This window comes from Bacillus sp. FSL R5-0593 (assembly GCF_038603755.1).
Lineage (GTDB): Bacteria > Bacillota > Bacilli > Bacillales > Bacillaceae > Bacillus > Bacillus velezensis.
Genome location: NZ_CP152011.1, coordinates 2,976,298 through 2,998,702, shown reverse-complemented (window position 1 = coordinate 2,998,702; position 22,405 = coordinate 2,976,298). Strand labels below are relative to the sequence as shown.

25 protein-coding genes and 1 other annotated feature are annotated in these 22,405 nt (G+C 46.8%); of the genes, 21 read left to right on the top strand and 4 right to left on the bottom strand.

Annotation, left to right across the window (positions count from 1 at the left end):
- The first annotated feature begins 70 nt into the window (after nt 1-70).
- Nucleotides 71-703 carry a sporulation membrane protein YtaF gene (gene ytaF / locus NYE36_RS14795; protein WP_003152461.1) on the top strand — a complete coding sequence of 211 codons (633 nt, stop codon included), beginning with the start codon at nt 71-73 and terminating at the stop codon, nt 701-703.
- A 15-nt stretch (nt 704-718) separates the two neighbouring features.
- Nucleotides 719-1,312 (top strand): dephospho-CoA kinase, encoded by a 594-nt coding sequence (coaE, locus tag NYE36_RS14790; RefSeq protein WP_061890767.1) that lies wholly within the window; start codon nt 719-721, stop codon nt 1,310-1,312.
- 38 nt (nt 1,313-1,350) lie between these two features.
- On the opposite strand, the gene NYE36_RS14785 is transcribed toward coaE, so the two are convergent.
- Together NYE36_RS14785 and NYE36_RS14780 are read right to left on the bottom strand one after the other, a co-directional pair.
- On the bottom strand, nt 1,351-2,193 hold the full coding sequence (locus tag NYE36_RS14785) for an aldo/keto reductase (RefSeq protein ID WP_007408081.1): 843 nt from the start codon (nt 2,191-2,193) through the stop codon (nt 1,351-1,353).
- Between the two features lie 58 nt (nt 2,194-2,251).
- Nucleotides 2,252-3,451 carry an MFS transporter gene (locus NYE36_RS14780; protein WP_007408082.1) on the bottom strand — a complete coding sequence of 400 codons (1,200 nt, stop codon included), beginning with the start codon at nt 3,449-3,451 and terminating at the stop codon, nt 2,252-2,254.
- A gap of 183 nt (nt 3,452-3,634) precedes the next feature.
- Between NYE36_RS14780 and NYE36_RS14775 the strand changes: the two genes are divergently transcribed.
- From NYE36_RS14775 to thrS, 9 genes are all read left to right on the top strand, one after another.
- Nucleotides 3,635-4,021, top strand: coding sequence for a winged helix-turn-helix transcriptional regulator (locus NYE36_RS14775; RefSeq protein ID WP_003152469.1), 387 nt, complete (start codon nt 3,635-3,637; stop codon nt 4,019-4,021).
- A 207-nt stretch (nt 4,022-4,228) separates the two neighbouring features.
- The gene (locus NYE36_RS14770) at nt 4,229-5,251 is read left to right on the top strand and encodes a glyceraldehyde-3-phosphate dehydrogenase (RefSeq protein ID WP_007408083.1); all 1,023 of its coding nucleotides are present in this window, start codon (nt 4,229-4,231) and stop codon (nt 5,249-5,251) included.
- Nucleotides 5,252-5,489: 238 nt separating this feature from the next.
- Nucleotides 5,490-5,870: an adenosylmethionine decarboxylase gene (gene speD, locus NYE36_RS14765; RefSeq protein ID WP_003152471.1), complete on the top strand. Its 381-nt coding sequence runs from the start codon at nt 5,490-5,492 to the stop codon at nt 5,868-5,870.
- A 248-nt stretch (nt 5,871-6,118) separates the two neighbouring features.
- Entirely contained in the window at nt 6,119-6,577 is a 459-nt protein-coding gene (gene nrdR / locus NYE36_RS14760; protein ID WP_003152473.1) for a transcriptional regulator NrdR, read from the top strand.
- Nucleotides 6,578-6,688: 111 nt separating this feature from the next.
- Nucleotides 6,689-8,098 carry a replication initiation and membrane attachment family protein gene (locus NYE36_RS14755; protein ID WP_012118158.1) on the top strand — a complete coding sequence of 470 codons (1,410 nt, stop codon included), beginning with the start codon at nt 6,689-6,691 and terminating at the stop codon, nt 8,096-8,098.
- A gap of 24 nt (nt 8,099-8,122) precedes the next feature.
- Nucleotides 8,123-9,058, top strand: a complete 936-nt coding sequence (gene dnaI / locus NYE36_RS14750; RefSeq protein WP_012118157.1) for a primosomal protein DnaI — start codon at nt 8,123-8,125, stop codon at nt 9,056-9,058.
- A 32-nt stretch (nt 9,059-9,090) separates the two neighbouring features.
- Nucleotides 9,091-9,732: a TVP38/TMEM64 family protein gene (locus NYE36_RS14745; protein WP_265451126.1), complete on the top strand. Its 642-nt coding sequence runs from the start codon at nt 9,091-9,093 to the stop codon at nt 9,730-9,732.
- Between the two features lie 65 nt (nt 9,733-9,797).
- Nucleotides 9,798-10,628 carry a putative sporulation protein YtxC gene (gene ytxC, locus NYE36_RS14740; protein ID WP_015240356.1) on the top strand — a complete coding sequence of 277 codons (831 nt, stop codon included), beginning with the start codon at nt 9,798-9,800 and terminating at the stop codon, nt 10,626-10,628.
- A gap of 409 nt (nt 10,629-11,037) precedes the next feature.
- Nucleotides 11,038-12,969, top strand: coding sequence for a threonine--tRNA ligase (gene thrS, locus NYE36_RS14735; RefSeq protein ID WP_043021587.1), 1,932 nt, complete (start codon nt 11,038-11,040; stop codon nt 12,967-12,969).
- Between the two features lie 53 nt (nt 12,970-13,022).
- Here thrS and NYE36_RS14730 read toward each other — a convergent pair whose 3' ends face one another.
- On the bottom strand, nt 13,023-13,817 hold the full coding sequence (locus tag NYE36_RS14730; protein WP_015240354.1) for an HAD family hydrolase: 795 nt from the start codon (nt 13,815-13,817) through the stop codon (nt 13,023-13,025).
- A gap of 186 nt (nt 13,818-14,003) precedes the next feature.
- Between NYE36_RS14730 and NYE36_RS14725 the strand changes: the two genes are divergently transcribed.
- The 8 genes from NYE36_RS14725 to NYE36_RS14690 all read left to right on the top strand — a co-directional run bounded on the left by NYE36_RS14725 (nt 14,004) and on the right by NYE36_RS14690 (nt 19,579).
- Nucleotides 14,004-15,785 carry a sensor histidine kinase gene (locus NYE36_RS14725; RefSeq protein ID WP_007408090.1) on the top strand — a complete coding sequence of 594 codons (1,782 nt, stop codon included), beginning with the start codon at nt 14,004-14,006 and terminating at the stop codon, nt 15,783-15,785.
- Nucleotides 15,763-16,497, top strand: a complete 735-nt coding sequence (locus NYE36_RS14720) for a LytTR family transcriptional regulator DNA-binding domain-containing protein (RefSeq protein WP_007408091.1) — start codon at nt 15,763-15,765, stop codon at nt 16,495-16,497. Before NYE36_RS14725 ends, NYE36_RS14720 begins: the two co-directional genes overlap by 23 nt.
- Nucleotides 16,498-16,626: 129 nt before the next feature.
- Entirely contained in the window at nt 16,627-17,064 is a 438-nt protein-coding gene (gene lrgA, locus NYE36_RS14715) for an antiholin-like murein hydrolase modulator LrgA (RefSeq protein WP_007408092.1), read from the top strand.
- A 12-nt stretch (nt 17,065-17,076) separates the two neighbouring features.
- Entirely contained in the window at nt 17,077-17,760 is a 684-nt protein-coding gene (gene lrgB / locus NYE36_RS14710) for an antiholin-like protein LrgB (protein WP_007408093.1), read from the top strand.
- Between the two features lie 180 nt (nt 17,761-17,940).
- Nucleotides 17,941-18,071: a sequence feature (ribosomal protein L20 leader region), on the top strand.
- A gap of 58 nt (nt 18,072-18,129) precedes the next feature.
- Nucleotides 18,130-18,651, top strand: coding sequence for a translation initiation factor IF-3 (gene infC, locus NYE36_RS14705; protein ID WP_071543361.1), 522 nt, complete (start codon nt 18,130-18,132; stop codon nt 18,649-18,651).
- Between the two features lie 12 nt (nt 18,652-18,663).
- The gene (rpmI, locus tag NYE36_RS14700) at nt 18,664-18,864 is read left to right on the top strand and encodes a 50S ribosomal protein L35 (protein ID WP_003152493.1); all 201 of its coding nucleotides are present in this window, start codon (nt 18,664-18,666) and stop codon (nt 18,862-18,864) included.
- 31 nt (nt 18,865-18,895) lie between these two features.
- The gene (gene rplT, locus NYE36_RS14695) at nt 18,896-19,255 is read left to right on the top strand and encodes a 50S ribosomal protein L20 (RefSeq protein ID WP_003152495.1); all 360 of its coding nucleotides are present in this window, start codon (nt 18,896-18,898) and stop codon (nt 19,253-19,255) included.
- 57 nt (nt 19,256-19,312) lie between these two features.
- Nucleotides 19,313-19,579, top strand: coding sequence for a DUF1294 domain-containing protein (locus NYE36_RS14690; RefSeq protein WP_060562715.1), 267 nt, complete (start codon nt 19,313-19,315; stop codon nt 19,577-19,579).
- 13 nt (nt 19,580-19,592) lie between these two features.
- Here the strand turns inward: NYE36_RS14690 and NYE36_RS14685 are convergent, their stop codons facing one another.
- Complete coding sequence (locus NYE36_RS14685; protein ID WP_265451127.1) at nt 19,593-19,985, bottom strand: sigma-w pathway protein ysdB; 393 nt, start codon at nt 19,983-19,985, stop codon at nt 19,593-19,595.
- A gap of 183 nt (nt 19,986-20,168) precedes the next feature.
- Between NYE36_RS14685 and NYE36_RS14680 the strand changes: the two genes are divergently transcribed.
- Both NYE36_RS14680 and NYE36_RS14675 read left to right on the top strand, forming a co-directional pair.
- A complete protein-coding gene (locus NYE36_RS14680) occupies nt 20,169-21,254 on the top strand; it encodes a M42 family metallopeptidase (RefSeq protein WP_007408096.1) in 1,086 nt (361 codons plus the stop codon).
- A 142-nt stretch (nt 21,255-21,396) separates the two neighbouring features.
- Nucleotides 21,397-22,362: a glycoside hydrolase family 43 protein gene (locus tag NYE36_RS14675; protein ID WP_064115668.1), complete on the top strand. Its 966-nt coding sequence runs from the start codon at nt 21,397-21,399 to the stop codon at nt 22,360-22,362.
- The last annotated feature ends 43 nt before the right edge of the window (nt 22,363-22,405 follow it).

Below are 22,405 nucleotides of genomic sequence, written 5' to 3'. Positions count from 1 at the left end.
ATATATATATTGTGATTCACCCAATAGGCATATGTCACAATTGCCGATCAAGAGAAAGGGAGAAACGGATATGGAGATTGTTTCTTTGCTGCTTTTGGCTTTTGCTGTCAGCTTGGACAGTTTTTCAGTCGGGTTTACGTATGGTTTGAGAAAAATGAAAATCCCGTTCAAAGCGATTGCCGTGATCGCTTGCTGTTCAGCCTCTGTGATGTTTATATCCATGCTGATCGGCCATTTTCTGACAAAGATTTTTCCCGTATCCGTCACGGAAAAACTGGGCGGACTGATCTTAATCGGAATCGGGGCATGGGTCATCTGGCAATTTTTCAAACCGGCTAAAGAGCCGGATTACTTATTGCATGAAAAAACGTTACTTAATCTTGAAGTGAAATCGCTCGGCATCGTCATTCATATTTTGAAAAAACCGACCAGCGCCGATATTGATCAATCCGGAACCATTAACGGAGTCGAGGCGCTTCTGCTCGGTATCGCCTTATCCATTGACGCGTTTGGCGCCGGGCTGGGAGCGGCCATTCTCGGCTTTTCTCCGGTTATGATGAGCGTGACTGTCGGGCTGATGAGCTCGCTGTTTGTTTCACTCGGCATAAACGCGGGGCATTTGCTTTCAAGATGGAATTGGATAGATAAAATGACATTTTTGCCGGGAGTCCTGCTGATTATCATCGGGATTTGGAAAATGTAAGAAGGAGTGGGCTTTTTGAGCTTGGTCATCGGTTTAACGGGAGGCATCGCAAGCGGCAAAAGCACGGTAGCGCGTATGCTGATCGACAAAAAAATAACAGTCATTGATGCGGATGTCATCGCAAAACAGGCGGTGGAAAAAGGAATGCCGGCTTACGGACAAATTGTGGAGGCATTCGGAAAAGACATCCTGCTGGAAAATGGCGGTATTGACAGAAAAAAACTCGGTTCTATCGTTTTCACTGACGAACAGAAGCGTCTGAAGCTGAATCAGATCGTTCATCCGGCAGTACGTGCGGAAATGCTGAAACAGCGGGATGAAGCCGTTGCGCGAAAAGAGCAGTTCGTCGTTTTGGATATACCGCTTTTGTATGAAAGCGGGCTTGATTATCTTGTCGGCAAGGTGCTCGTCGTCACCGTACCGGCAGACATTCAGCTTAAACGGCTGATGGAGCGGAATTCCCTTACAGAAGAAGAAGCGATGAGCCGGATAACGTCGCAAATGCCTTTAGCGGATAAAACAAAAAAAGCTGACGCCGTCATTGATAACAGCGGCAGTCTTGAATATACAAAGCACCAGCTTGAGGAAGTATTGAGCGGCTGGGCATAAACAAACACCGTTCGGAAAGCCGAACGGTGTTTTTCTGGTTAAAAATCAAAATTGTCAGGATCAGGACCGACACGGAGATTTTCGTTCAGATCATCAATCCGCTTCATATCGTCAGCTGACAGTTCGAAATCAAAGACATTTGCATTTTCTTCAATACGGTGTTTTTTCGTTGATTTCGGAATGGTGATGACACCGTTCTGCAAATCCCAGCGCAAAATCACTTGGGCGGCTGATTTGCCGTACTTCTCAGCGATTTCCTGTAAGACGGTGTGATCAAGCAGCTGACCTTGCATCAATGGCGACCACGCTTCAAGCTGAATGCCTTGTTCAGTGCAGAAAGCAAGCAGTTCTTTCTGTGTCAGACGAGGATGGTACTCCACCTGGTTGATCATCGGCTTGATTTCCGTCTCTTTCATGAGATGTTTCAGATGGTGAATTTGGAAATTGCTGACCCCGATCGCCTTAATGCGTCCATCCCGGTAGAGAGTTTCGAGCGCCCGCCACGCATCGATGTACTTTCCTTCGACAGGCCAATGGATCAAATATAAATCCAAATAATCTAAACCGAGTTTTTCTAAGCTTGTGTCAAACGCTTTTAACGTTTCTTCATATCCTAAATCGGCATTCCACACTTTTGACGTGACAAAAATGTCTTCACGTTTTAATCCCGCTTCTTGCAGCCCTTGGCGGATGCCTTCGCCGACACCTTCTTCATTTCCGTAAATCGCGGCGGTATCAACGCTGCGATAGCCGTGCACCAATGCCGTTTTCACCGCGTTGACGAGTTCCGCGCCTTCCTCTACTTTGAAAACTCCGATGCCGAACCAAGGCATCTCTACTCCGTTATGCAATGTTGCTTTTGCTTGTAAATGTGTTGTCATGTATATATTCCTCCTATTAGTTGTCTGTTGAAACAATCAAAATGCGCTGAAGAAAAACTCACCTCCTTTCAAGGGCAGTGCGATCCCGCTTTTCAAGCTTCCTGCTCCATCCGGTTAATACGACCGCGCTGAGCACCATCAGCGCCCCGATCCAAGCGGTATGAATGATTCCGATTGAGTCTGTAATGATTCCGCCGGCAAACGAGCCGATCGCGATTCCGGCATTAAATGCCGCGATATTTAATGCTGATGCTGTATCAACGGCGCTTGGCGCAAAACGTTCACTCAGCATCACGACATATACCTGAAGCCCCGGCACATTCATAAACGCCAACAGCCCCATGAAAATAATGGTGATCAGCCCGGCTGTTTTAAACGGCGCGGTAAAAGTCAGAACAAACAGCACAGCAGCCTGGACAATGAACATATAAAACAAGGCTTTCAGCGGATTTCGGTTTGATAAACGGCCGCCAATCATGTTTCCGATGGCAATCGCAATTCCGTAAATGAGCAGGATGGCCGCGACGGTTTCTTTCTGAAAACCGGTTACCTCCTGAAGAAGCGGAGATAAATACGTAAACACGACAAACGTTCCGCCGTAGCCTAACGCGGTAATGATAAATAAAAGCAATAACCGGCCGTTTGTGACGAGTTTGACCTGCTCGGCAAATGCGGTTTTCGTCCCTTTGCGCAAATGTGACGGAACGAGAAGCGCGTTTGTGAGGAATGCGATGATTCCTACCGCCACAATGACGGCAAATGCGATTCTCCATCCGAATTGCTGGCCGAGATAGGTGCCGAATGGAACGCCGGTCACCGTAGCCACCGTCAGCCCCGTAAACATGATAGAAATCGCGCTTGCTCTTTTATGCTCCGGCACGATATTGGCGGCGATTGTTGCCCCGATTGACATGAAAATGCCGTGGGAAAAAGCCGAAATGACCCGTGCCGCCAGTAAGACGCCGATTGAGGAAGCGCTCGCTGCGAGTGTATTTCCGGCGATAAAAATTAACATCACCCAGAGCAGCAGCGTTTTCCGCGACATGCCGGATGTGAGAGACGTTAAAACCGGCGCGCCGAATGTCACGCCCAGAGCATACATGGAAACGGTAAGTCCCGCCGTGGTCACAGGTATATGCAGATCTTGAGATATAAGCGGCAGCAGCCCGACGCTGATAAATTCGGTTGTGCCGATCGCAAAAGCGCTGACGGCTAATGCCAGCAGCGCTGGTAAATAGCTTTGGCGATGTGAAGACATCTGTTTTCCTCCTTGAACGATAATGTATGGTTGAAATGATGCCGGGTAAACGATATAAGTATAAGAGTACATTCCTTTTCAGCCGGCAAATGTCATTATGATCGATAGAAGTGTCATTGAAAAGAACGTACTTTTAAGTGCCATAGGCACTTTTTAGTTCCTATAGATGAGGAGGAATTACCGTTGCTGAAGAAAAAATACAATATATCCGTAGAGGCGGCGCTTGAAGTGATCGGCGGAAAATGGAAGTGTGTGATCCTCTGCCACCTCATGCGCGGGAAAAAACGGACAAGCGAATTGAAGCGGCTTATGCCGGACATCACCCAGAAGATGCTGACACAGCAATTGCGGGAGCTGGAAGCTGACGGCGTCATCAACCGGATCGTATACAATCAGGTGCCGCCGAAAGTGGAATACGAGCTGAGTGAATACGGGCACAGTCTGGAAAGAATTTTAAACGCGCTGTGCGACTGGGGCGCGATGCATATTGCTAAACGGTACGGCGAGGTGTCTTCCGTTTTAGAGGACAGCATTTTAAATGACAAATTTAAAGAACCGGGACAAATATAAGAAAAAAGCAGGCAGCCTGAGACGCTGATCCTGCTTTTTTTATGGAAGAAAGATCATTTTATATGCAAAAAAACCGATTGAACAACATATTGATCGGTATAAGGGTGGATTTTTATCAAGTTGTACTGGCGGATTTCTTTTAATGTGTTATACTATATATAAATGAAGGTAAATTAGAGTGGCATATTAAAAAGGGGTGACCTGAGCATGAAGGTAAAAGTAGCAATCAACGGGTTTGGAAGAATCGGAAGAATGGTGTTCAGAAAAGCAATGGAAGATGATCAAATTCAAATAACAGCCATTAATGCAAGCTATCCCCCGGAAACGCTTGCTCATTTGATAAAGTATGACACAATTCACGGCAAATATGATCAAGAAGTTGAGACCTCCGACGACAGCCTGATCGTCAACGGAAAACATATTATGCTGTTCAACCGCCGGGACCCGAGAGAGCTTCCGTGGAAAGAATGCGGAATAGACATCGTCGTAGAGGCAACGGGGAAATTTAATTCAAAAGAAAAAGCGATGAGCCATATTGAAGCAGGGGCGAAAAAAGTCATTTTAACGGCTCCGGGCAAAAATGAAGACGTTACCATTGTCATGGGAGTAAATGAAGAGCAGTTCAATCCCGATGAACATGTCATTATTTCAAATGCATCCTGCACGACAAACTGTCTTGCGCCGGTCGTCAAAGTGCTTGATCAGGAATTCGGGATTGAAAGCGGCCTGATGACGACTGTTCACGCTTACACGAATGATCAAAAAAATATCGACAATCCGCATAAAGATCTGCGGAGGGCGAGAGCGTGCGGAGAATCCATCATTCCGACTTCTACAGGCGCCGCCAAAGCGCTGTCGCTCGTGCTGCCTCATTTGAAAGGAAAACTTCACGGTCTCGCTTTGCGTGTTCCCGTTCCGAATGTGTCATTAGTGGACCTTGTCTGCGATCTGAAAACAGATGTGTCGGCCGAGCAAGTGAACGCCGCTTTCCAAAGAGCCGCAAAAACGTCGATGTACGGAATTCTTGATTATTCGGATGAGCCGCTCGTTTCTTCGGATTATAATACGAATTCACACTCTGCGATCATCGACGGTCTGACAACGATGGTGATGGAAGACCGAAAAGTAAAGGTGCTCGCCTGGTATGACAATGAATGGGGATATTCCTGCCGGGTCGTTGATCTTATCCGTCACGTCGCCGCGCGAATGAAACACCCGTCAGCTGTGTAGACTAAAGATCATGGACATTTGTTAGAAAAAAACCCTTAACGGCATATTCGCAAAAAACACACCTTGCAAAATAAACTTAAACACAGTATACTATCTTTCGTGAACTTCTTGCTCGTGACTGCTTCGGAATTACTTAAAGGGTTAGGACCTCTCCGGACTAACTTTCCCCCGTGGTAAATGGCCGGGTCAGTTCTCGGAAATTCACTTTTTTAATTCTTGTTAAGGGGGGTCCATGATTATGGAAACAATGGGGCGTCACGTCATCTCCGAGCTGTGGGGATGCGATTTTGATAAGCTCAATGACATGGATTTTATTGAAAAAACGTTTGTAAATGCTGCTTTGAAATCAGGAGCTGAAGTGCGCGAGGTCGCATTTCACAAATTTGCACCGCAAGGCGTAAGCGGAGTCGTTATTATCTCTGAGTCACATTTAACGATTCACAGTTTTCCTGAACACGGATATGCAAGCATTGATGTTTATACTTGTGGAGACCTGGATCCTAATGTGGCTGCGGATTACATTGCGGACGCATTACATGCAGATACAAGAGAAAACATTGAAATACCGCGAGGAATGGGGCCTGTACAGATTAAACAGGCACAAGCGAAAGTACTGTAATTTTCAAAACGCAAACACAAGGGAGCTAAGCTGAAAAAGCCATTACGCGCTTTGAAGCTGATGCTCCTTTTCTAATGTAAAAAAACAGCATTGCTTTTTCTTTAAGCATTTTTTTTGTAAAATAGAAAAGATAAGGCCGGTCTATCGGCTCTCCCAACAAATAGGCTCATCCTAGAAACGTTGGCGGGCATTTACCGGAAGCTTGCGAACCGCATTACAGCAACGAAACAGATGGGAGCTGATCCAATTTGAAATGTCCTTCATGCCAGCACAACGGTTCCCGCGTACTTGATTCACGGCCTGCGGACGAAGGGAAATCAATCCGCAGAAGGCGGGAATGCGAAGCCTGCCATTACCGCTTCACTACATTTGAGAAGTTTGAAGAGATGCCTCTGATCGTCGTGAAAAAAGAAGGCGTCCGGGAAGAATTCAGCCGTGAAAAAATGCTGCGCGGGTTAATTAAAGCTTGTGAAAAAAGGCCCGTTCCTTTAAAAACATTGGAAGACATGTGCTTTGACATTGAAAAAGAGCTGAGAAACCAAGGTGTATCTGAAGTCAAAAGCGAACTTGTCGGAGAAATGGTAATGGACCGTCTGGCGAAAATCGATGAGGTGTCTTATGTCCGCTTTGCCTCCGTCTACCGGCAGTTTAAGGATATAAACGTGTTTATCGATGAATTGAAAGATTTAATAAAGAAAGAACGCTGAGAGAGCTAAGAGATTGTGTCTGGCTCTTTTCTCATGAGCAAAATTGGCATTTGATAGATCGCAGAAACGGTGTAAAATGAGAGTAGAAACATATCGGAAGGTTTGAGAATCATGGCTGACTATTGGAATGACGTATTACCTGTAGATCCTTATACGGTCAAAAGCCGTTCGCTTCTTCAGGATGTCGACAGACAGGTTTTGACACATCTGTACCAGCCGCTGATCGGTTCTTTTGCATTCTCCCTTTATATGACCTTATGGGGGGAGCTTGAGCAGAACCGCTTGTGGGGAGCGGAATCCACGCACAGGCAGCTGATGGGCATGATGCAGTCAAATTTAAAAAAGATTCATCATGAACAGGGAAAGCTTGAAGGAATCGGGCTGCTGAAAGTGTATATCCGGGAGTCCGAGCAGAAAGAGCGGATGTTTATTTATGAGCTGCTGCCCCCGCTCAGACCGAATGATTTTTTTGAAGACGGCATGCTGAATGTCTTTCTTTATAACAGAGTCGGTAAAACGAAATACCAGCAGCTGAGACAATTTTACACGCACCCTTCCGTCGGCGCGGGCGCAAGGGAAATTACCCGTCCGTTTAATCACGCTTTTGCCTCTTTTCAGCCGAGTGAATGGAAAATGACGCCTGATATGGAAGAGGCGATGAAGCTCCCCGAGGACTATGAGACGGCGTCTGTCGGACAAGCGCCTTCCTATACGGTGACGGAGGAAGTATTTGATTTTGAGCTTTTCATGGCGGGACTGTCAGAAACGATGATACCGCGTAAATCAATCACGCAGGACGTGCGGGAGAGCATTAAAAAGCTTTCATATTTATACGGAATAGATCCTATCTCCATGCAGCACGTCGTCATGACCGCAATTAATGAACAGGATACGATAACGGCCGAAGCGCTGAGGAAAGCGGCCAGCGACTGGTACCAAATTGAAAGAAGCGGTAAGCTTCCGGAACTGATTGATAAAACACAGCCTGTCACCTTGAGAGAAAACCGGACGGAAAAGGACGATTCATTGAACGGCGAACTCATCGCACAGCTTGAGACCATATCACCGAGAAAGCTTCTTCAGGACATTGCGGACGGGACCGAGCCGTCAAAAGCCGACTTGCAGATTATTGCCGATATTATGTTCGAACAAAAGCTTGAGCCTGGCGTCACCAATGTGCTGATTTATTATGTCATGCTGAAAACGGATATGAAGCTGTCCAAAAACTATATCCAAAAAATCGCCGCCCACTGGGCCAGAAAGAAAGTCAAAACGGTACGGGAAGCAATGAAACTCGCAATAGAAGAGCACAGGCAATATCTTGATTGGGCGGACGGCAAAACAAACGGCGCGGCGCGCGGTAAAAAAACCGTCCGGGAAGAAAAGCGCCCTGATTGGATGAAAGAAGAAGAAACCGGGAAGAAACAAGAACAGCCGGCTCTTTCCGCGCAGGATCTTGAAGAACAGAAGAAAAAAATGATGGAAGAAATGAAAAAACTGAAAAAATACTCTGCCTATTGAGACAGAGAAGCGGGGTGATATTGAATGGAACCGATCAGCCGATCCTTAGAAGGCGTGACGAAAAGACCTGACTTTCAAAAACGCCTGGAACGAATGCAGCAGCAAGTCATGGCCGACGAAGACGTCCAGGCTTTTTTGAAGGAACAGAAAGATGTAATCAATCAAAGCATGATTGACAGAGGGTTAAATAAACTGTACGAATTTGTTCAGCAAAGCAAACAGTGCGCCTTCTGTTCGAAAGACAGCCGGACGAACAGCCTGCTTGAAGGCTATCATCCGAAGCTTGTGATCAACGGGCGTTCCATCGATATTGAATATTACGAATGTCCGGAAAAGAGAAAGCTCGACCGCCAGAAAAGGCAAAAGTCCCTGATGAAGAGCATGTATATCCAGCAGGATCTTCTCGGCGCGACCTTTCAGCAGATCGACATTACCGATCCGAGCAGAGTCGGCATTTTCCAGCATGTGACGGATTTTCTGAAGAGCTATAATGAAACGGGAAAAGGCAAAGGGCTGTATCTGTACGGAAAATTCGGAATCGGAAAGACATTTATTTTAGCCGCCATTGCTAACGAACTGGCGGAAAAAGAGTATTCATCAATGATCGTATATGTTCCCGAATTTGTCAGAGAGCTGAAAAACTCGCTCCAGGATCAGTCGTTGGAGGCGAAACTGAATATGGTGAAAACGACGCCCGTACTGATGCTTGATGACATCGGAGCGGAATCAATGACAAGCTGGGTCAGAGATGAAGTCATCGGCACCGTGCTTCAGCACAGAATGAGCCAGCAGCTTCCCACTTTCTTCTCGTCTAATTTCTCACCTGACGAGCTGAAGCATCATTTTACGTATTCACAGCGGGGAGAAAAGGAAGAAGTAAAAGCGGCAAGACTGATGGAGCGGATTTTATATTTGGCTTCGCCCGTCCGTCTTGACGGGGAAAACCGCCGCCGTTCATGATGCCGGCGTCCAATGGGAAGGATTTGAAGGGAATGAGGAATAAGAAGGCTGTCACTTGGGCTGCGGCTGCGGCGGGAGCGGGCCTTTTGCTGTGGGCAAACCGCAAATATCTGAATCTGTCGCCTAAGGAGATCCGGCTGTGGGTATTATCGTTCGGTGTTTTTGCGCCGCTTGTGTTTATCGGAATTTCCATCGTCAGGCCTTTTGTGCTGTTTCCCGTATCAATCGTTTCCGTCGCCGGAGGATTGGCGTTCGGCCCGCTTTTCGGCACCATGTATACGCTGGCGGGCTCAATGGGCGCTGCCGCCGCGTCTTTTTTTGCGGCGGGGCTGTTTGCCTTTAATGAGAAAAGCCGTCATGGAAAAATGGAAGCCATTCAAAAGCAGATGAAAACCAATGGCTTCTTTTATATTTTTATCCTGCGCATTCTGCCTGTTAACTTTGATGTGATCAGCTATGCCGCGGGCCTATCGAAAGTCAGGCCGATGACGTATTTTTTGGCGACCGCAGCGGGCATCATTCCGGGGACGATCGTCCTGAATGTGCTCGGCGCGAGCTTTATGTCCGGAAATGTGCTGACCGTACTCGGCGTGATCTGTCTTTACATCGTATTTTTATCGCTTCCCGTTATATTTAAAAAGAAGGTGCGCCATTTGTTCGGCGGTGAAAGCTAACCTTTACGTCTATTTTAAAAACATCCCCCATATACTTGTAACAGATGCCGTAAGGGGGGACAAATATGCTTGAAGTGATCTTTGAAGATGACCACGATACCGCCGCTTTTTTACATCTCATTCAGCAATCGGACGACCGGAGACATTTTATTGTCCGTGAAGGCATAAAAAAAGTCGGAATTGCAAGGTCTGAAACGGCTTTTTGCGTTCAGCGCTTTATTGAGCCGATACTTGTCAGGTTTTTTTTGGAATGCAAAGAAGACGAGCATATGCTTTCGCTTATTGAGGATGCATACTGCTTCACCGATCAGGATGAACAGCAGCAAATCCTTCAGCTTGCACACAGCATTATGGAAGGAGAGCTTGATGATCATCCGTTCGAGCCGAAGAAAGAGCCGCGCACACAGTTTATTTCAGATGCGCTCCGGACGATTTCACTTGATGCGGGTGTTTTTTCCGTGCGTTCGTTTCAGACGTTCCGGCTCGGCAGGTATTATGAGCGGCTCAGAGAATACGCGGAGGCTGCGATAGATGAATACCGGATGGAACAGGAATATCAAAACTTTATCCAGTCTCTGAGAGATTATGTGACATCCAATCCGCCGCGGATGAAGAAAGTCCGCATCGTACATGACCGGGCTTTTACGCTGTGGGAGCTGCGCTATTTGTCAGAACGGGAACAGAAAAAATACATAGACAGACGGTTTGTGCGGGAGCACCCGATGTATATAGATTCCCATCTCCTTGCGCCGCTGATCTCCATTGCGCCTGAGACGGTAGAACTGTATACGGACAAACCGGAGCATATGATGTCCAGAACGATTCAAAACGTGTTTCAGGAGAGGGTGCGCCTTTTTCCGCTGGGCGCGTTTGCAGCCGAGAAGACGGAAGGATAGCCGTACGGACGGCCTTGCGTAAGCGGCAGGGCTGTCTGTGCGAAATCAGACGGAAAACCGAGTTGCATTTTTCTCGCAGACATTTTATAATACATAAAAGATTAATGATTGCTACACGTATTGATAAGGACATGAAGCATTGATACCGGCTTTATAAGAGAGGAGAGCCCAGGCTGAAAGCTTTCCAGCTATGGATCATTGTCTTTACCGCCTTTGAACTTCAGCTGTGAACGCCGGAAGAAGCGCCAGTAATAGCTGACGGGAACTCCCGTTACAGAGTTTAGAGCCGCAGGTGCCGAAACAATCGGCCGCGCGGAAAAAAGGGTGGAACCACGATTCCGTTTATTTAACCTCGTCCCTTTCATAGGGGGCGGGGTTTTTGATTTGCATAAAAAAAGGAGTGACGAAGATGTCAGATATGATCAACATCACATTTCCGGACGGAGCGGTAAAGGAATTTCCGAAAGGAACAACAACAGAAGATATCGCGGCATCCATCAGTCCGGGATTAAAGAAAAAGTCTTTAGCCGGAAAACTGAACGGACAGGAAATTGATTTAAGAACGCCGATTCAAGAGGATGGTGCCGTAGAAATCATAACAGAAGGCACAGAAGAAGGTTTGAACATCATGCGGCACAGCACGGCGCATTTATTGGCCCAGGCGATTAAACGCATTTATAAAGATGTGAAATTCGGAGTCGGCCCCGTCATTGAAAACGGGTTCTATTATGACATTGAAATGGAGCAGGCGCTGACGCCGGATGACCTTCCGAAGATTGAAAAAGAAATGAAACGCATCGTCGGTGAAAATCTGCCGATTATCCGAAAAGAAGTGAGCCGTGATGAAGCAAAAGCCATGTTTGCGGAAATCGGCGATAATCTGAAGCTTGAACTGCTGGATGCCATCCCTGAAGACGAAACGGTCTCCATTTATGAGCAGGGCGAATTTTTTGACCTGTGCCGCGGCGTGCACGTGCCGTCTACAGGCAAAATTAAAGAATTTAAGCTGCTGAGCCTTGCGGGCGCATACTGGCGCGGCGACAGCAAAAACCAAATGCTTCAGCGCATTTACGGCACGGCCTTCTTTAAAAAGGATGACTTGAAAGAGCATTTGCGCATGCTTGAAGAAGCGAAAGAGCGCGACCACCGAAAACTGGGCAAAGAATTAAAATTGTTTGCCAACTCTCAAAAAGTCGGACAAGGTCTGCCGCTCTGGCTGCCGAAAGGCGCGACCATCCGCCGCGTGATCGAGCGCTACATTGTGGATAAAGAGCTGAGCCTCGGTTATGAGCACGTCTATACGCCTGTTCTCGGAAGCAAAGACCTGTACGAAACATCGGGCCATTGGGATCATTATCAGGATACGATGTTCCCGCCGATGGAAATGGACAATGAAACACTCGTGCTCCGTCCGATGAACTGTCCTCACCATATGATGATTTACAAGCAGGACATTCACAGCTACCGCGAGCTTCCGATCCGGATTGCAGAGCTGGGAACGATGCACCGATACGAAATGTCCGGGGCGCTTTCAGGTCTTCAGCGCGTACGCGGCATGACGTTAAATGACGCGCACATTTTCGTCCGCCCTGATCAGATTAAAGAAGAATTCATCCGCACGGTCCGTTTGATTCAAGACGTATACGAAGACTTCGGCCTGAATGATTACACATTCCGCCTGTCTTACCGCGATCCTGAAGACACGGAAAAATATTTTGATGATGATGAGATGTGGAACAAAGCGCAATCCATGCTGAAGGCGGCAATGGATGAGATGGGGCACGACTATTATGAAGCGGAAGGCGAAGCGGCGTTTTACGGCCCTAAACTTGACGTGCAGGTGAAAACGGCGATCGGCAAAGAAGAGACATTGTCAACTGTACAGCTTGACTTCCTTCTTCCGGAACGCTTTGATCTCACTTACGTCGGAGAAGACGGCAAACAGCACCGCCCTGTCGTTATTCACCGCGGCGTCGTGTCAACGATGGAGCGTTTCGTTGCTTTCTTAATCGAAGAGCACAAAGGCGCCCTTCCGACATGGCTTGCGCCGGTGCAATTCCAAGTCATTCCTGTATCACCGTCCGTGCATCTTGACTATGCGAAAAAAGTGCAGGAGCGCCTGCAGCGCGAAGGCCTGCGTGTCGAGCTTGACAGCCGGGACGAAAAAATCGGCTATAAAATCCGTGAAGCGCAAATGCAAAAAATCCCGTACATGCTTGTGGTCGGTGACCAAGAAGCGGAAAACGGCGCGGTAAACGTCCGGAAATACGGCGAGCAGAAATCAGAAACCGTCTCATTGGACGATTTTGTGAAAAAGGCTGTAGCCGAAGCGAAAAAATAACCGGAAATACAAAAACCCCGTTCATTCAGAATGGGGTTTTTTTGCGTATAACATTATCTTTCTTTTTGTTTCTCTATAATCGCAAACAGCTCGTGAAGATCGCTGATCACGTAATCAGGCGCAATGTCCGTATCATTTTTCTTTTGCGTCCGGTTTACCCAGACTGTCGTAATGCCTGCCCGTTTCGCTCCCAATATATCAGTATTGAGGTTATCTCCGACCATAATGGCGTCTTCTTTTTTCAGGTTCAGGAGGCCGAGGCAATGTTCGAATATGGAGGCGTCGGGTTTCCCTTTTCCGAAAGCGCCTGAGATGACGATTTCATTAAAATAAGGCGCGAGCTCAGGAACGCCGGCGAGTTTTTCTTTCTGCAGGCTGGGATCGCCGTTTGTCAGCAGAAGCAATTCATAAACACCTTTCAGCTTATCAAGCACCGCAAACGTTTCATCATACACGTACGGACGCTGTCTGCGTTCCGCCGCGAAAAACTCCGCCAAATATTCGCCGTAAGCCGCATCGTCTATACCGACGCTTTTTAAGCCGTTCGTCCAGGCGTTTCGTCTGTATTCCGGGGCAATCCGATTCAGCTGTTTAAATCCTTCGCTGACCGGCTCGGAAAAATTCGCCCACAATCCTTCAAACGGATTAATGCCGATCATGACCGTATAAGGATAGGTTTCGTATGACATATACAATTCCCGTGCCGCTTTCCGAACCGCATCTTCAAATGTATGCGGGTCAAGGCCATATTTTTTTTCCGCTTGTAAACATGTTTCCCTGAATGTTGTTCTGACGCTTTTTTCATCCCATAACAGTGTATCGTCCAAATCAAAAAATACGGCTTTCATGATCTTCTCCTCTTTGTTATATTCTGAAACTCTCTGCCGCAAGGCTCCCGTTTATTCTACAATAGATATATAGACTGTGAAAGATTTGTTTTCAGATGATTTGAAAAAAACAGGCAGGTTTGTGTCAGATTCTGTCTCAGGCTCTAAAACGTGATAAAATAAAATTTGAAAGAACAGGTGAAAAGTATGCTGCATTTGATCATCATGATGCTGGAAAGAGTCGGAATTATCGTCATATTGGGATTTGTTCTGGCTCATACTAGATTGTTCAGACAGGCGCTCCAGCAGCCTGAGAGCTATAAAGGCAAAGCGGTGCTGATTTCAATTTTCTCGCTGTTCAGTATCATCAGCAACTATACGGGAATAGAAATTCAGCGGAATACAATCATGAATAATGACTGGGTGTTTCAAATTAATCCGTCCGGTTCAATTGCCAATACAAGAATTATGGGCGTTGAAATCGGCGGACTCTTAGGCGGCCCGTATGTGGGGATCGGCGTCGGCATACTGGCCGGCCTGCATCGTTTATCACTCGGCGGCGCGACCGCAGTCAGCTGTGCCGTCTCATCCGTTTTAGCGGGCATTTTGTCCGGCTGGATCGGACGGTATTTCAGAAAACGCTATGCGATGCCGACACCGCGGGTGGCCGCGCTTGTCGGACTCGGGATGGAATCGCTGCAAATGCTGCTCATCCTCTTGATGGCCAAGCCGTTTTCTGATGCTTGGACGCTTGTGAGCATCATCGGCATCCCGATGATATTGGTAAACGGGTCAGGGACTTTTATTTTTCTTTCGATCATTCAGTCGATTATCCGGAAGGAAGAACGGGCGAGAGCCCTTGAAACCCACAGGGTGCTGATGATTGCAGACCAGACGCTTCCGTTTTTCCGCCAGGGGCTGAATGAAAGCTCATGCAAAAGCGTCGCCGCCATCATTCACAGGCAAACAGGAACGGACGCGGTATCGCTTACGGATAACGAAAAGATTTTGGCGCACGTCGGCGCGGGTGCCGACCATCATATTCCGTCTGAAAGCCTGATCACCGGATTGTCAAAACGTGTCATTAAAACGGGTCATATTATGAAAGCGACATCGAAGGAAGAAATTGAATGCACGCACGATCCCTGTCCGCTGCATGCGGCGATCGTATTGCCGCTGACGTCAAACGGCAAAACGATCGGGACGTTGAAAATGTACTTTAAAAGCCCGTCAGGTTTAAGCCGGGTTGAAGAAGAGCTTGCAGAAGGACTCGCCATGCTGTTTTCCACCCAGCTTGAACTCGGCGAGGCGGAACTGCAGAGCAAATTGCTGAAAGACGCAGAAATAAAGGCGCTTCAGGCACAGGTCAATCCGCATTTTCTGTTTAATGCGATCAATACGATTTCTGCTCTTTGCCGTACGGATGTGGAAAAAACCCGAAAGCTTCTGCTGCAGCTGAGCGTCTATTTCCGTTCCAATCTGCAGGGGGCAAGGCAGCTGCTCATCCCGCTTTCTAAAGAACTGAACCATCTGCAGGCGTATTTATCATTGGAGCAGGCCCGTTTTCCCGGGAAATATAAAATCAGTCTTGAAATCGAACGCGGTTTGGAGGACATCGAAATTCCTCCTTTTGTGCTGCAGATTCTCGTCGAAAATGCGCTCCGCCATGCATTTTCAAGAAAGCAGGACAGCTGTGCCGTCAATGTCAGCGTGGTATCCGCCGGTCAGTCGGTTTTAATGCGGGTTGGAGATAACGGGCGGGGAATTGATCCGGAATTGCTGTCCGTGCTCGGAAACCGTCCGCTGCCGTCTAAAGAAGGGACGGGAACCGCGCTTTACAATTTAAATCAACGGCTGATCGGGCTGTTCGGCCCCAAAGCAGCCCTGCGATTGGAAAGTGAGGCCGGCAAAGGTACGGACGTATCATTTGAGCTGCCTTTGAAACTGATGACTAAAGGAGAAGAACATGCTGAAGGTGTTAATCGTTGATGATGAAATGCTGGCAAGAGATGAATTAGCTTATTTGCTGAAACGGACGAATGAAGTAAGTGACATAAACGAAGCTGAAAATATTGAATCCGCTTTTGACAGTATGATGGATCAAAAACCGGATCTGCTGTTTTTGGACGTTGATTTGTCAGGAGAAAACGGATTTGACATTGCCAAACGGCTGAAAAACATGAAAAATCCGCCGGCCGTCGTTTTTGCGACGGCGTATGACCAATTTGCTTTAAAAGCCTTTGAAGTCGACGCGCTCGATTATTTAACGAAGCCTTTTGATGAAGAAAGAGTGCGCCAGACGATCAGAAAGTTTAAAAGAGTGAAGCGGGACAGGGCAGGAGCCGTCTCAGAGCAGCCGTCCGCAGCCGGAGCGCATAAACTGGCTGTATCAGCCGGTGAATCTATTGTCATTTTAGATACGAAGGACATTATTTTCGCCGGCATGGAGGACGGACACGTTTCCGTTAAAACGTTTGCCGCGTCTTATTCCGTTCATGAAACTTTGGCGGTCATTGAGAAAAAACTGCCTGATACGGGTTTCTTGAGAGTGCACCGCGCGTTCATCGTGAATACGGAGCATATTACGGAAATTCATCCGTGGTTTAATTCGACGTACAATCTTATCTTAAAAGACGGCTCTAAAATTCCCGTCAGCCGTACATACGCCAAGGACTTAAAAAAGCTGCTTCATATTATATGAGGCGGCTTTTGCATTTCAGCAGCCGTTTTTTGCATTTCAGAATGAATATTCAGCCGTTTGTTATGAAAGCGCTTTAAAAGGCGATTTCTCTTTTATAATGAACCTAACAAAGAGAAAGAGGTGAAGAAAATGAGTGCGAAAAAAGTGTACGGATTTCTGACACAAGCATTTATTTTTGCCGTAATTATGCTCATATCTAATGGGATTGCAGCGATTGTCCCCATTCCTATACCCGCTTCCGTAGTAGGTTTGGTGTTATTATTTGTCCTCTTATGCCTGAAAGTGATTAAGCTTGAACAAGTAGAAACGCTGGGAACATCATTAACGTCACTGATCGGATTTTTATTTGTCCCGTCGGGCATCTCCGTGATGAATTCACTTGGCGTCATGCAGCAGTACGGCGTGCAGATCGCACTCGTCATCTTACTCGCTACCATCATTCTGTTAGGGGCGACGGGCCTTTTTTCTCAGCTGATCTTGTCTGTCAGCCAAAAACGTCAGAAGGCAGCTCCTGAAAAACAAACGGTGCGCCGTTCCAATCAGGAAAAAGAACTTGTGCAGCATTAGGAGGGAAATCGGATGAGTCCATATTTCGGTATTGTCGTTTCACTTGCGGCCTTTGGCATCGGCACGTATTTATTTAAAAAAACGAGAGGCTTTTTCCTCTTCACCCCGCTGTTTGTCGCGATGGTGCTTGGAATCCTTTTTCTGAAGCTCGGCGGTTTTTCATATGAAGATTATAAAAGCGGGGGAGACATTATTAAATTCTTCCTGGAGCCCGCGACGATCGCTTTTGCGATCCCTTTATACAAACAGCGTGACAAACTGAAAAAATACTGGTGGCAGATCATGTCTTCTATCATTGTCGGCTCTATCTGCTCAGTCACGATTGTCTATTTGATCGCAAAAGGCATTCATCTTGACGCGGCCGTTATGAAAAGCATGCTTCCGCAGGCGGCGACAACGGCAATTGCCCTTCCGCTGTCAAAAGGAATCGGCGGCATCACCGACATCACCGCTTTCGCCGTTATTTTCAACGCCGTTATCGTCTATGCTCTGGGCGCTCTATTCTTAAAATTGTTTAAAGTGAAACACCCAATCTCTAAGGGACTGGCTCTCGGCACATCCGGACACGCACTCGGTGTTGCGGTCGGTATTGAGATGGGGGAAGTAGAAGCGGCAATGGCAAGTATCGCGGTTGTCGTCGTAGGAGTGGTGACGGTGCTGGTCATTCCGGTATTCGTTCAGCTCATCGGAGGATAAACCCGGGTATAGATCCGGGTTTTTTATTGTGTTGGCACGTCCGCGGGCGGCAAAGAACGAAATTTCACATTTTTCCTTGCGCTCGCCCCGGCATCGTGTTAAAATGAAAAAGTTGATCCGGAGAAGTCATTCTTGACTAATGATCCGGTATTGTGTAGAATAGTTATTGAATTGAATATAAATCACAAGCAGAGGCACCCGCTTCTCACCTGATTGACACATTCATGTAGTTGGCAGGTTGACCGTACATTTTTATTTATGCAGATGTTCGTAGTGTGGGTGTGTTGTCATGCCCGCACTTTTTGTTTGCCTGCAGAATGCAGTCAACAAGCGTTGTGAATCAATTCGAAGAAACTATGGAGGTGGCTCATTATTAGCAAAGATCAATTGGTTAATGAGGGTATCCGTGCACGTGAAGTTCGTCTGATCGGACAAAATGGCGATCAGCTCGGCATCAAGTCCCGTCAGGAAGCACTTGAAATCGCCGGCCGCGCAAATCTTGACCTTGTGTTAGTTGCAGCAAATGCAAAACCGCCTGTCTGCCGCATCATGGACTACGGTAAGTTCAGATTCGAGCAGCAGAAAAAGGACAAAGAAGCACGCAAAAATCAAAAAATCATTAACTTAAAAGAAGTTAGATTAAGTCCGACGATCGATGAGCATGACTTTAACACGAAATTGCGCAATGCGATTAAATTCCTTGAAAAAGGCGATAAAGTGAAAGCTTCTATCCGCTTTAAAGGGCGCGCAATCACTCATAAAGAAATCGGCCAGCGTGTATTGGACCGTTTCTCTGAAGCATGTGCGGAAGTTGCGACAGTCGAAACAAAACCAAAAATGGACGGCCGCAGCATGTTCTTAATGCTCGCGCCGAAAAACGAAAAGCAATAAGGAGGAAATCCCATGCCAAAAATGAAAACTCACCGCGGATCTGCTAAACGTTTTAAAAAGACAGGTTCTGGGAAGTTAAAACGTTCTCATGCATACACAAGTCACTTATTCGCCAACAAATCCCAAAAGCAAAAGCGTAAGCTTCGCAAGGGTGCTATTGTGAGCGCAGGAGACTTCAAACGCATTAAACAACAGCTTGCCAACATCAAGTAATCGGACAAGGAACAATTAGGAGGGAAATCTAATGCCAAGAGTAAAAGGCGGAACTGTTACACGTAAGCGTCGTAAAAAGGTTCTTAAATTAGCAAAAGGTTATTTCGGTTCAAAACATACATTATACAAAGTAGCAAACCAGCAGGTCATGAAATCAGGAAACTATGCATTCCGTGACCGCCGTCAGAAAAAACGTGATTTCCGTAAGCTTTGGATCACTCGTATCAACGCTGCTGCACGTATGAACGGTCTTTCTTACAGCCGTTTAATGCACGGTCTTAAGCTTTCAGGCATCGAAGTAAACCGCAAAATGCTTGCTGATCTTGCTGTAAACGATCTTACTGCTTTCAATCAGCTTGCTGATGCTGCTAAAGCTCAGTTAGACAAGTAAGTTGAAAAAGCCGCTCTCTTTCCGGGAGCGGTTTTTTTACGTAAAGGGTGACAATCAATGGCTCTCTTCATTTACGCCGTATTGATAAACGGATACGGCTTTTGGATCATGGGCGCTGATAAAAGAAGAGCAAAGGCGCACCGGTGGAGAATATCAGAGAAACGAATATGGCTCACAGCCGCCATGTTCGGCTCACTCGGCGTATGGATCGGCATGCGCACCTTCAGGCATAAGACGAAACACAAATCCTTTTTATACGGGGTGCCGCTGCTTTTTCTCACTGAAGCCGCCCTTGTGCTGATGTATTTGGTGTATAAAACATAAAAAGCAGGAGAGCTTATCGCTCGCCTGCTTTTTTCGCTTTTTTGATGGGCTGGTCCCAATCAATCTTGCAATTCGGATACCGCTCCAATACCTTTTTTTCGACTTCTTCAAAATCACCTGCAGAAAAGCAGTTCAGCTTTTCCGGATTTTCGGTCCATACAAATATCGTATGAATAAACAGCGGATGATCTTTGGAAGGGATATGCTTTTCTCCTTCAAAGAGCACTCCTTTATAAGTAAGCTGGAGATTTTTTCGCGTGTTTTTCTGTTCGTCAATAAAATAAAAATTCTCTTTTGATTGCGCCAGTCTGAGCCTTCTTTTCGGGTTTGCGTAAAATTTGACGCCCATGTAAATAAAATAAATAAGAAGTGCAAGCAAGACAATCCTCAATACTGTAATGGCCATATGTGTGAAGGCACCTCCTCACCTTTGTCATGATCTGATGTAATACGAAAAACAAAACAAAAGGTTTCATTTTTTTAAAAGAAATAGATAAAAACATTTACCCGTTTTTCAGGCGAATTAATCGTATGCTTCAGCATTGGTTTTGTATAATAAGAAGGGTAGTGAAAAAAAGGAGGTCTATTGATGACAAAATTAGATGAAACGCTCACCATGCTGAAAGCGTTAACGGATGCAAAAGGGATACCGGGAAATGAGAGAGAAGTAAGACAAGTGATGAAATCATACATAGAACCATTTGCCGATGATGTCACAACAGACCGGCTGGGAAGCTTAATCGCCAAAAAAACCGGCAAAGAAAACGGTCCGAAAATCATGATCTCAGGGCATTTAGACGAAGTCGGTTTTATGGTGACACAAATCACTGATAAAGGCTTTCTCCGCTTTCAAACCGTCGGCGGATGGTGGTCTCAGGTCATGCTGGCCCAGCGCGTCACCGTCGTGACAAAAAAAGGGGACATCACGGGGATCATCGGTTCGAAACCGCCTCACATTCTGCCTCCTGACGCCAGAAAAAAAGCCGCCGATATTAAAGAGATGTTCATCGATATCGGGGCGTCCAGCCGTGAAGAAGCAATGGAATGGGGCGTTCTTCCGGGTGACCAGATTGTGCCGTATTTTGAATTTACAGTGATGAACAATGAAAAACATTTATTGGCGAAGGCATGGGACAACCGTATCGGCTGCGCGATTGCCATCGATGTATTAAAAAATCTGAAAAACAGCGATCATCCGAATGAAGTATACGGGGTCGGAACGGTTCAGGAAGAAGTCGGGCTGCGCGGGGCGAAAACAGCGGCACATACGATCCAGCCTGATATCGCGTTCGGTGTGGATGTCGGAATTGCCGGAGATACACCGGGAATTTCTGAAAAAGAGGCGCAAAGCAAAATCGGCGAAGGGCCGCAAATTATTCTGTATGACGCGTCAATGGTATCTCACAAAGGGCTGCGCGACCTTGTCGTGAACACGGCGGAAGAAGCGGGAATTCCGTATCAATTCGATTCCATTGCCGGAGGGGGCACGGATTCAGGTTCCATTCATTTAACCGCAAACGGAGTGCCGGCGCTGTCCATTACGATCGCGACGCGCTACATTCACACTCATGCCGCTATTTTGCATCGGGATGATTATGAGAATACGGTAAAATTGATCACAGAAGTGATTAAAAAATTAGACCGGGAAACGGTTGACCGTATTACTTATCAATAAAGATACGGAAGAATCTGCCTTTTTACAGCAGATTCTTTTTTTGTCTGTACAAATATGAGCCCTGCGTCTACAATAAGAGAAGACATAGAAAAATCTGACAACATGTTTTTGAAAGCGCTTTAAAAAAAGGGAGGGTTTACAAATGAAAAACAGATTCAGACGCATGATCCGCTTTTCATGCGCAGCCGTTACAGCCGGTCTGCTGCTGATGTCTTCATCTCCGGCATCTGCCGCGTTTTGGGGGGCATCAAATGAATTGCTTCACGATCCGACAATGGCGAAGGAAGGAAACACGTGGTACGCTTTCGGAACCGGTTTGGAAGGGGAGAGGGGGCTTCGCGTCTTAAAGGCGGGCAGCGGCGGCATATGGACCGTTCAGAAATCAATCTTTACTTCCCCGCTGTCATGGTGGGGCAATTATGTGCCGAATTACGGGCTGAATCAATGGGCTCCCGATGTTCAATATTTTAACGGAAAGTATTGGCTGTATTATGCCGTTTCTTCATTCGGCAAAAATACCTCCGCGATCGGTCTTGCATCATCTACAAGCCTCAGTTCGGGAAACTGGAAGGACGAAGGGCTCGTCATCCGTTCAACAAGCGCCGATAACTACAATGCAATTGATCCGGAGCTGACAATTGATAAAGATGGAAACCCTTGGCTTGCCTTCGGTTCTTTTTGGAGCGGCATTAAGCTGACAAAGCTTGATAAAAATACAATGAAACCGACGGGATCACTTTATTCCATCGCTGCCAGACCGAATAACGGCGGAGCTTTGGAAGCGCCGGCCATCACCTACCAGAACGGCTACTATTACTTAATGGTGTCGTTTGATAAATGCTGTTCAGGCGTGAATAGTACGTACAAAATCGCTTATGGAAGATCCAAAAGCATCACCGGCCCATATCTCGATAAAAGCGGGAAAAGCATGTCAGAAGGCGGAGGGACGATTCTTGACTCCGGCAATGACCGCTGGAAAGGCCCGGGCGGTCAAGACATTGTGAACGGGAATATTTTAGTGCGTCATGCGTATGATGCCGAAAACAGCGGAATTCCGAAGATGCTCATCAATGATATCGATTGGAGTTCAGGCTGGCCTTCCTATTAATTGATCAGCCGGGCATGTGTGTCCGGCTTTTTTACTTGCAATA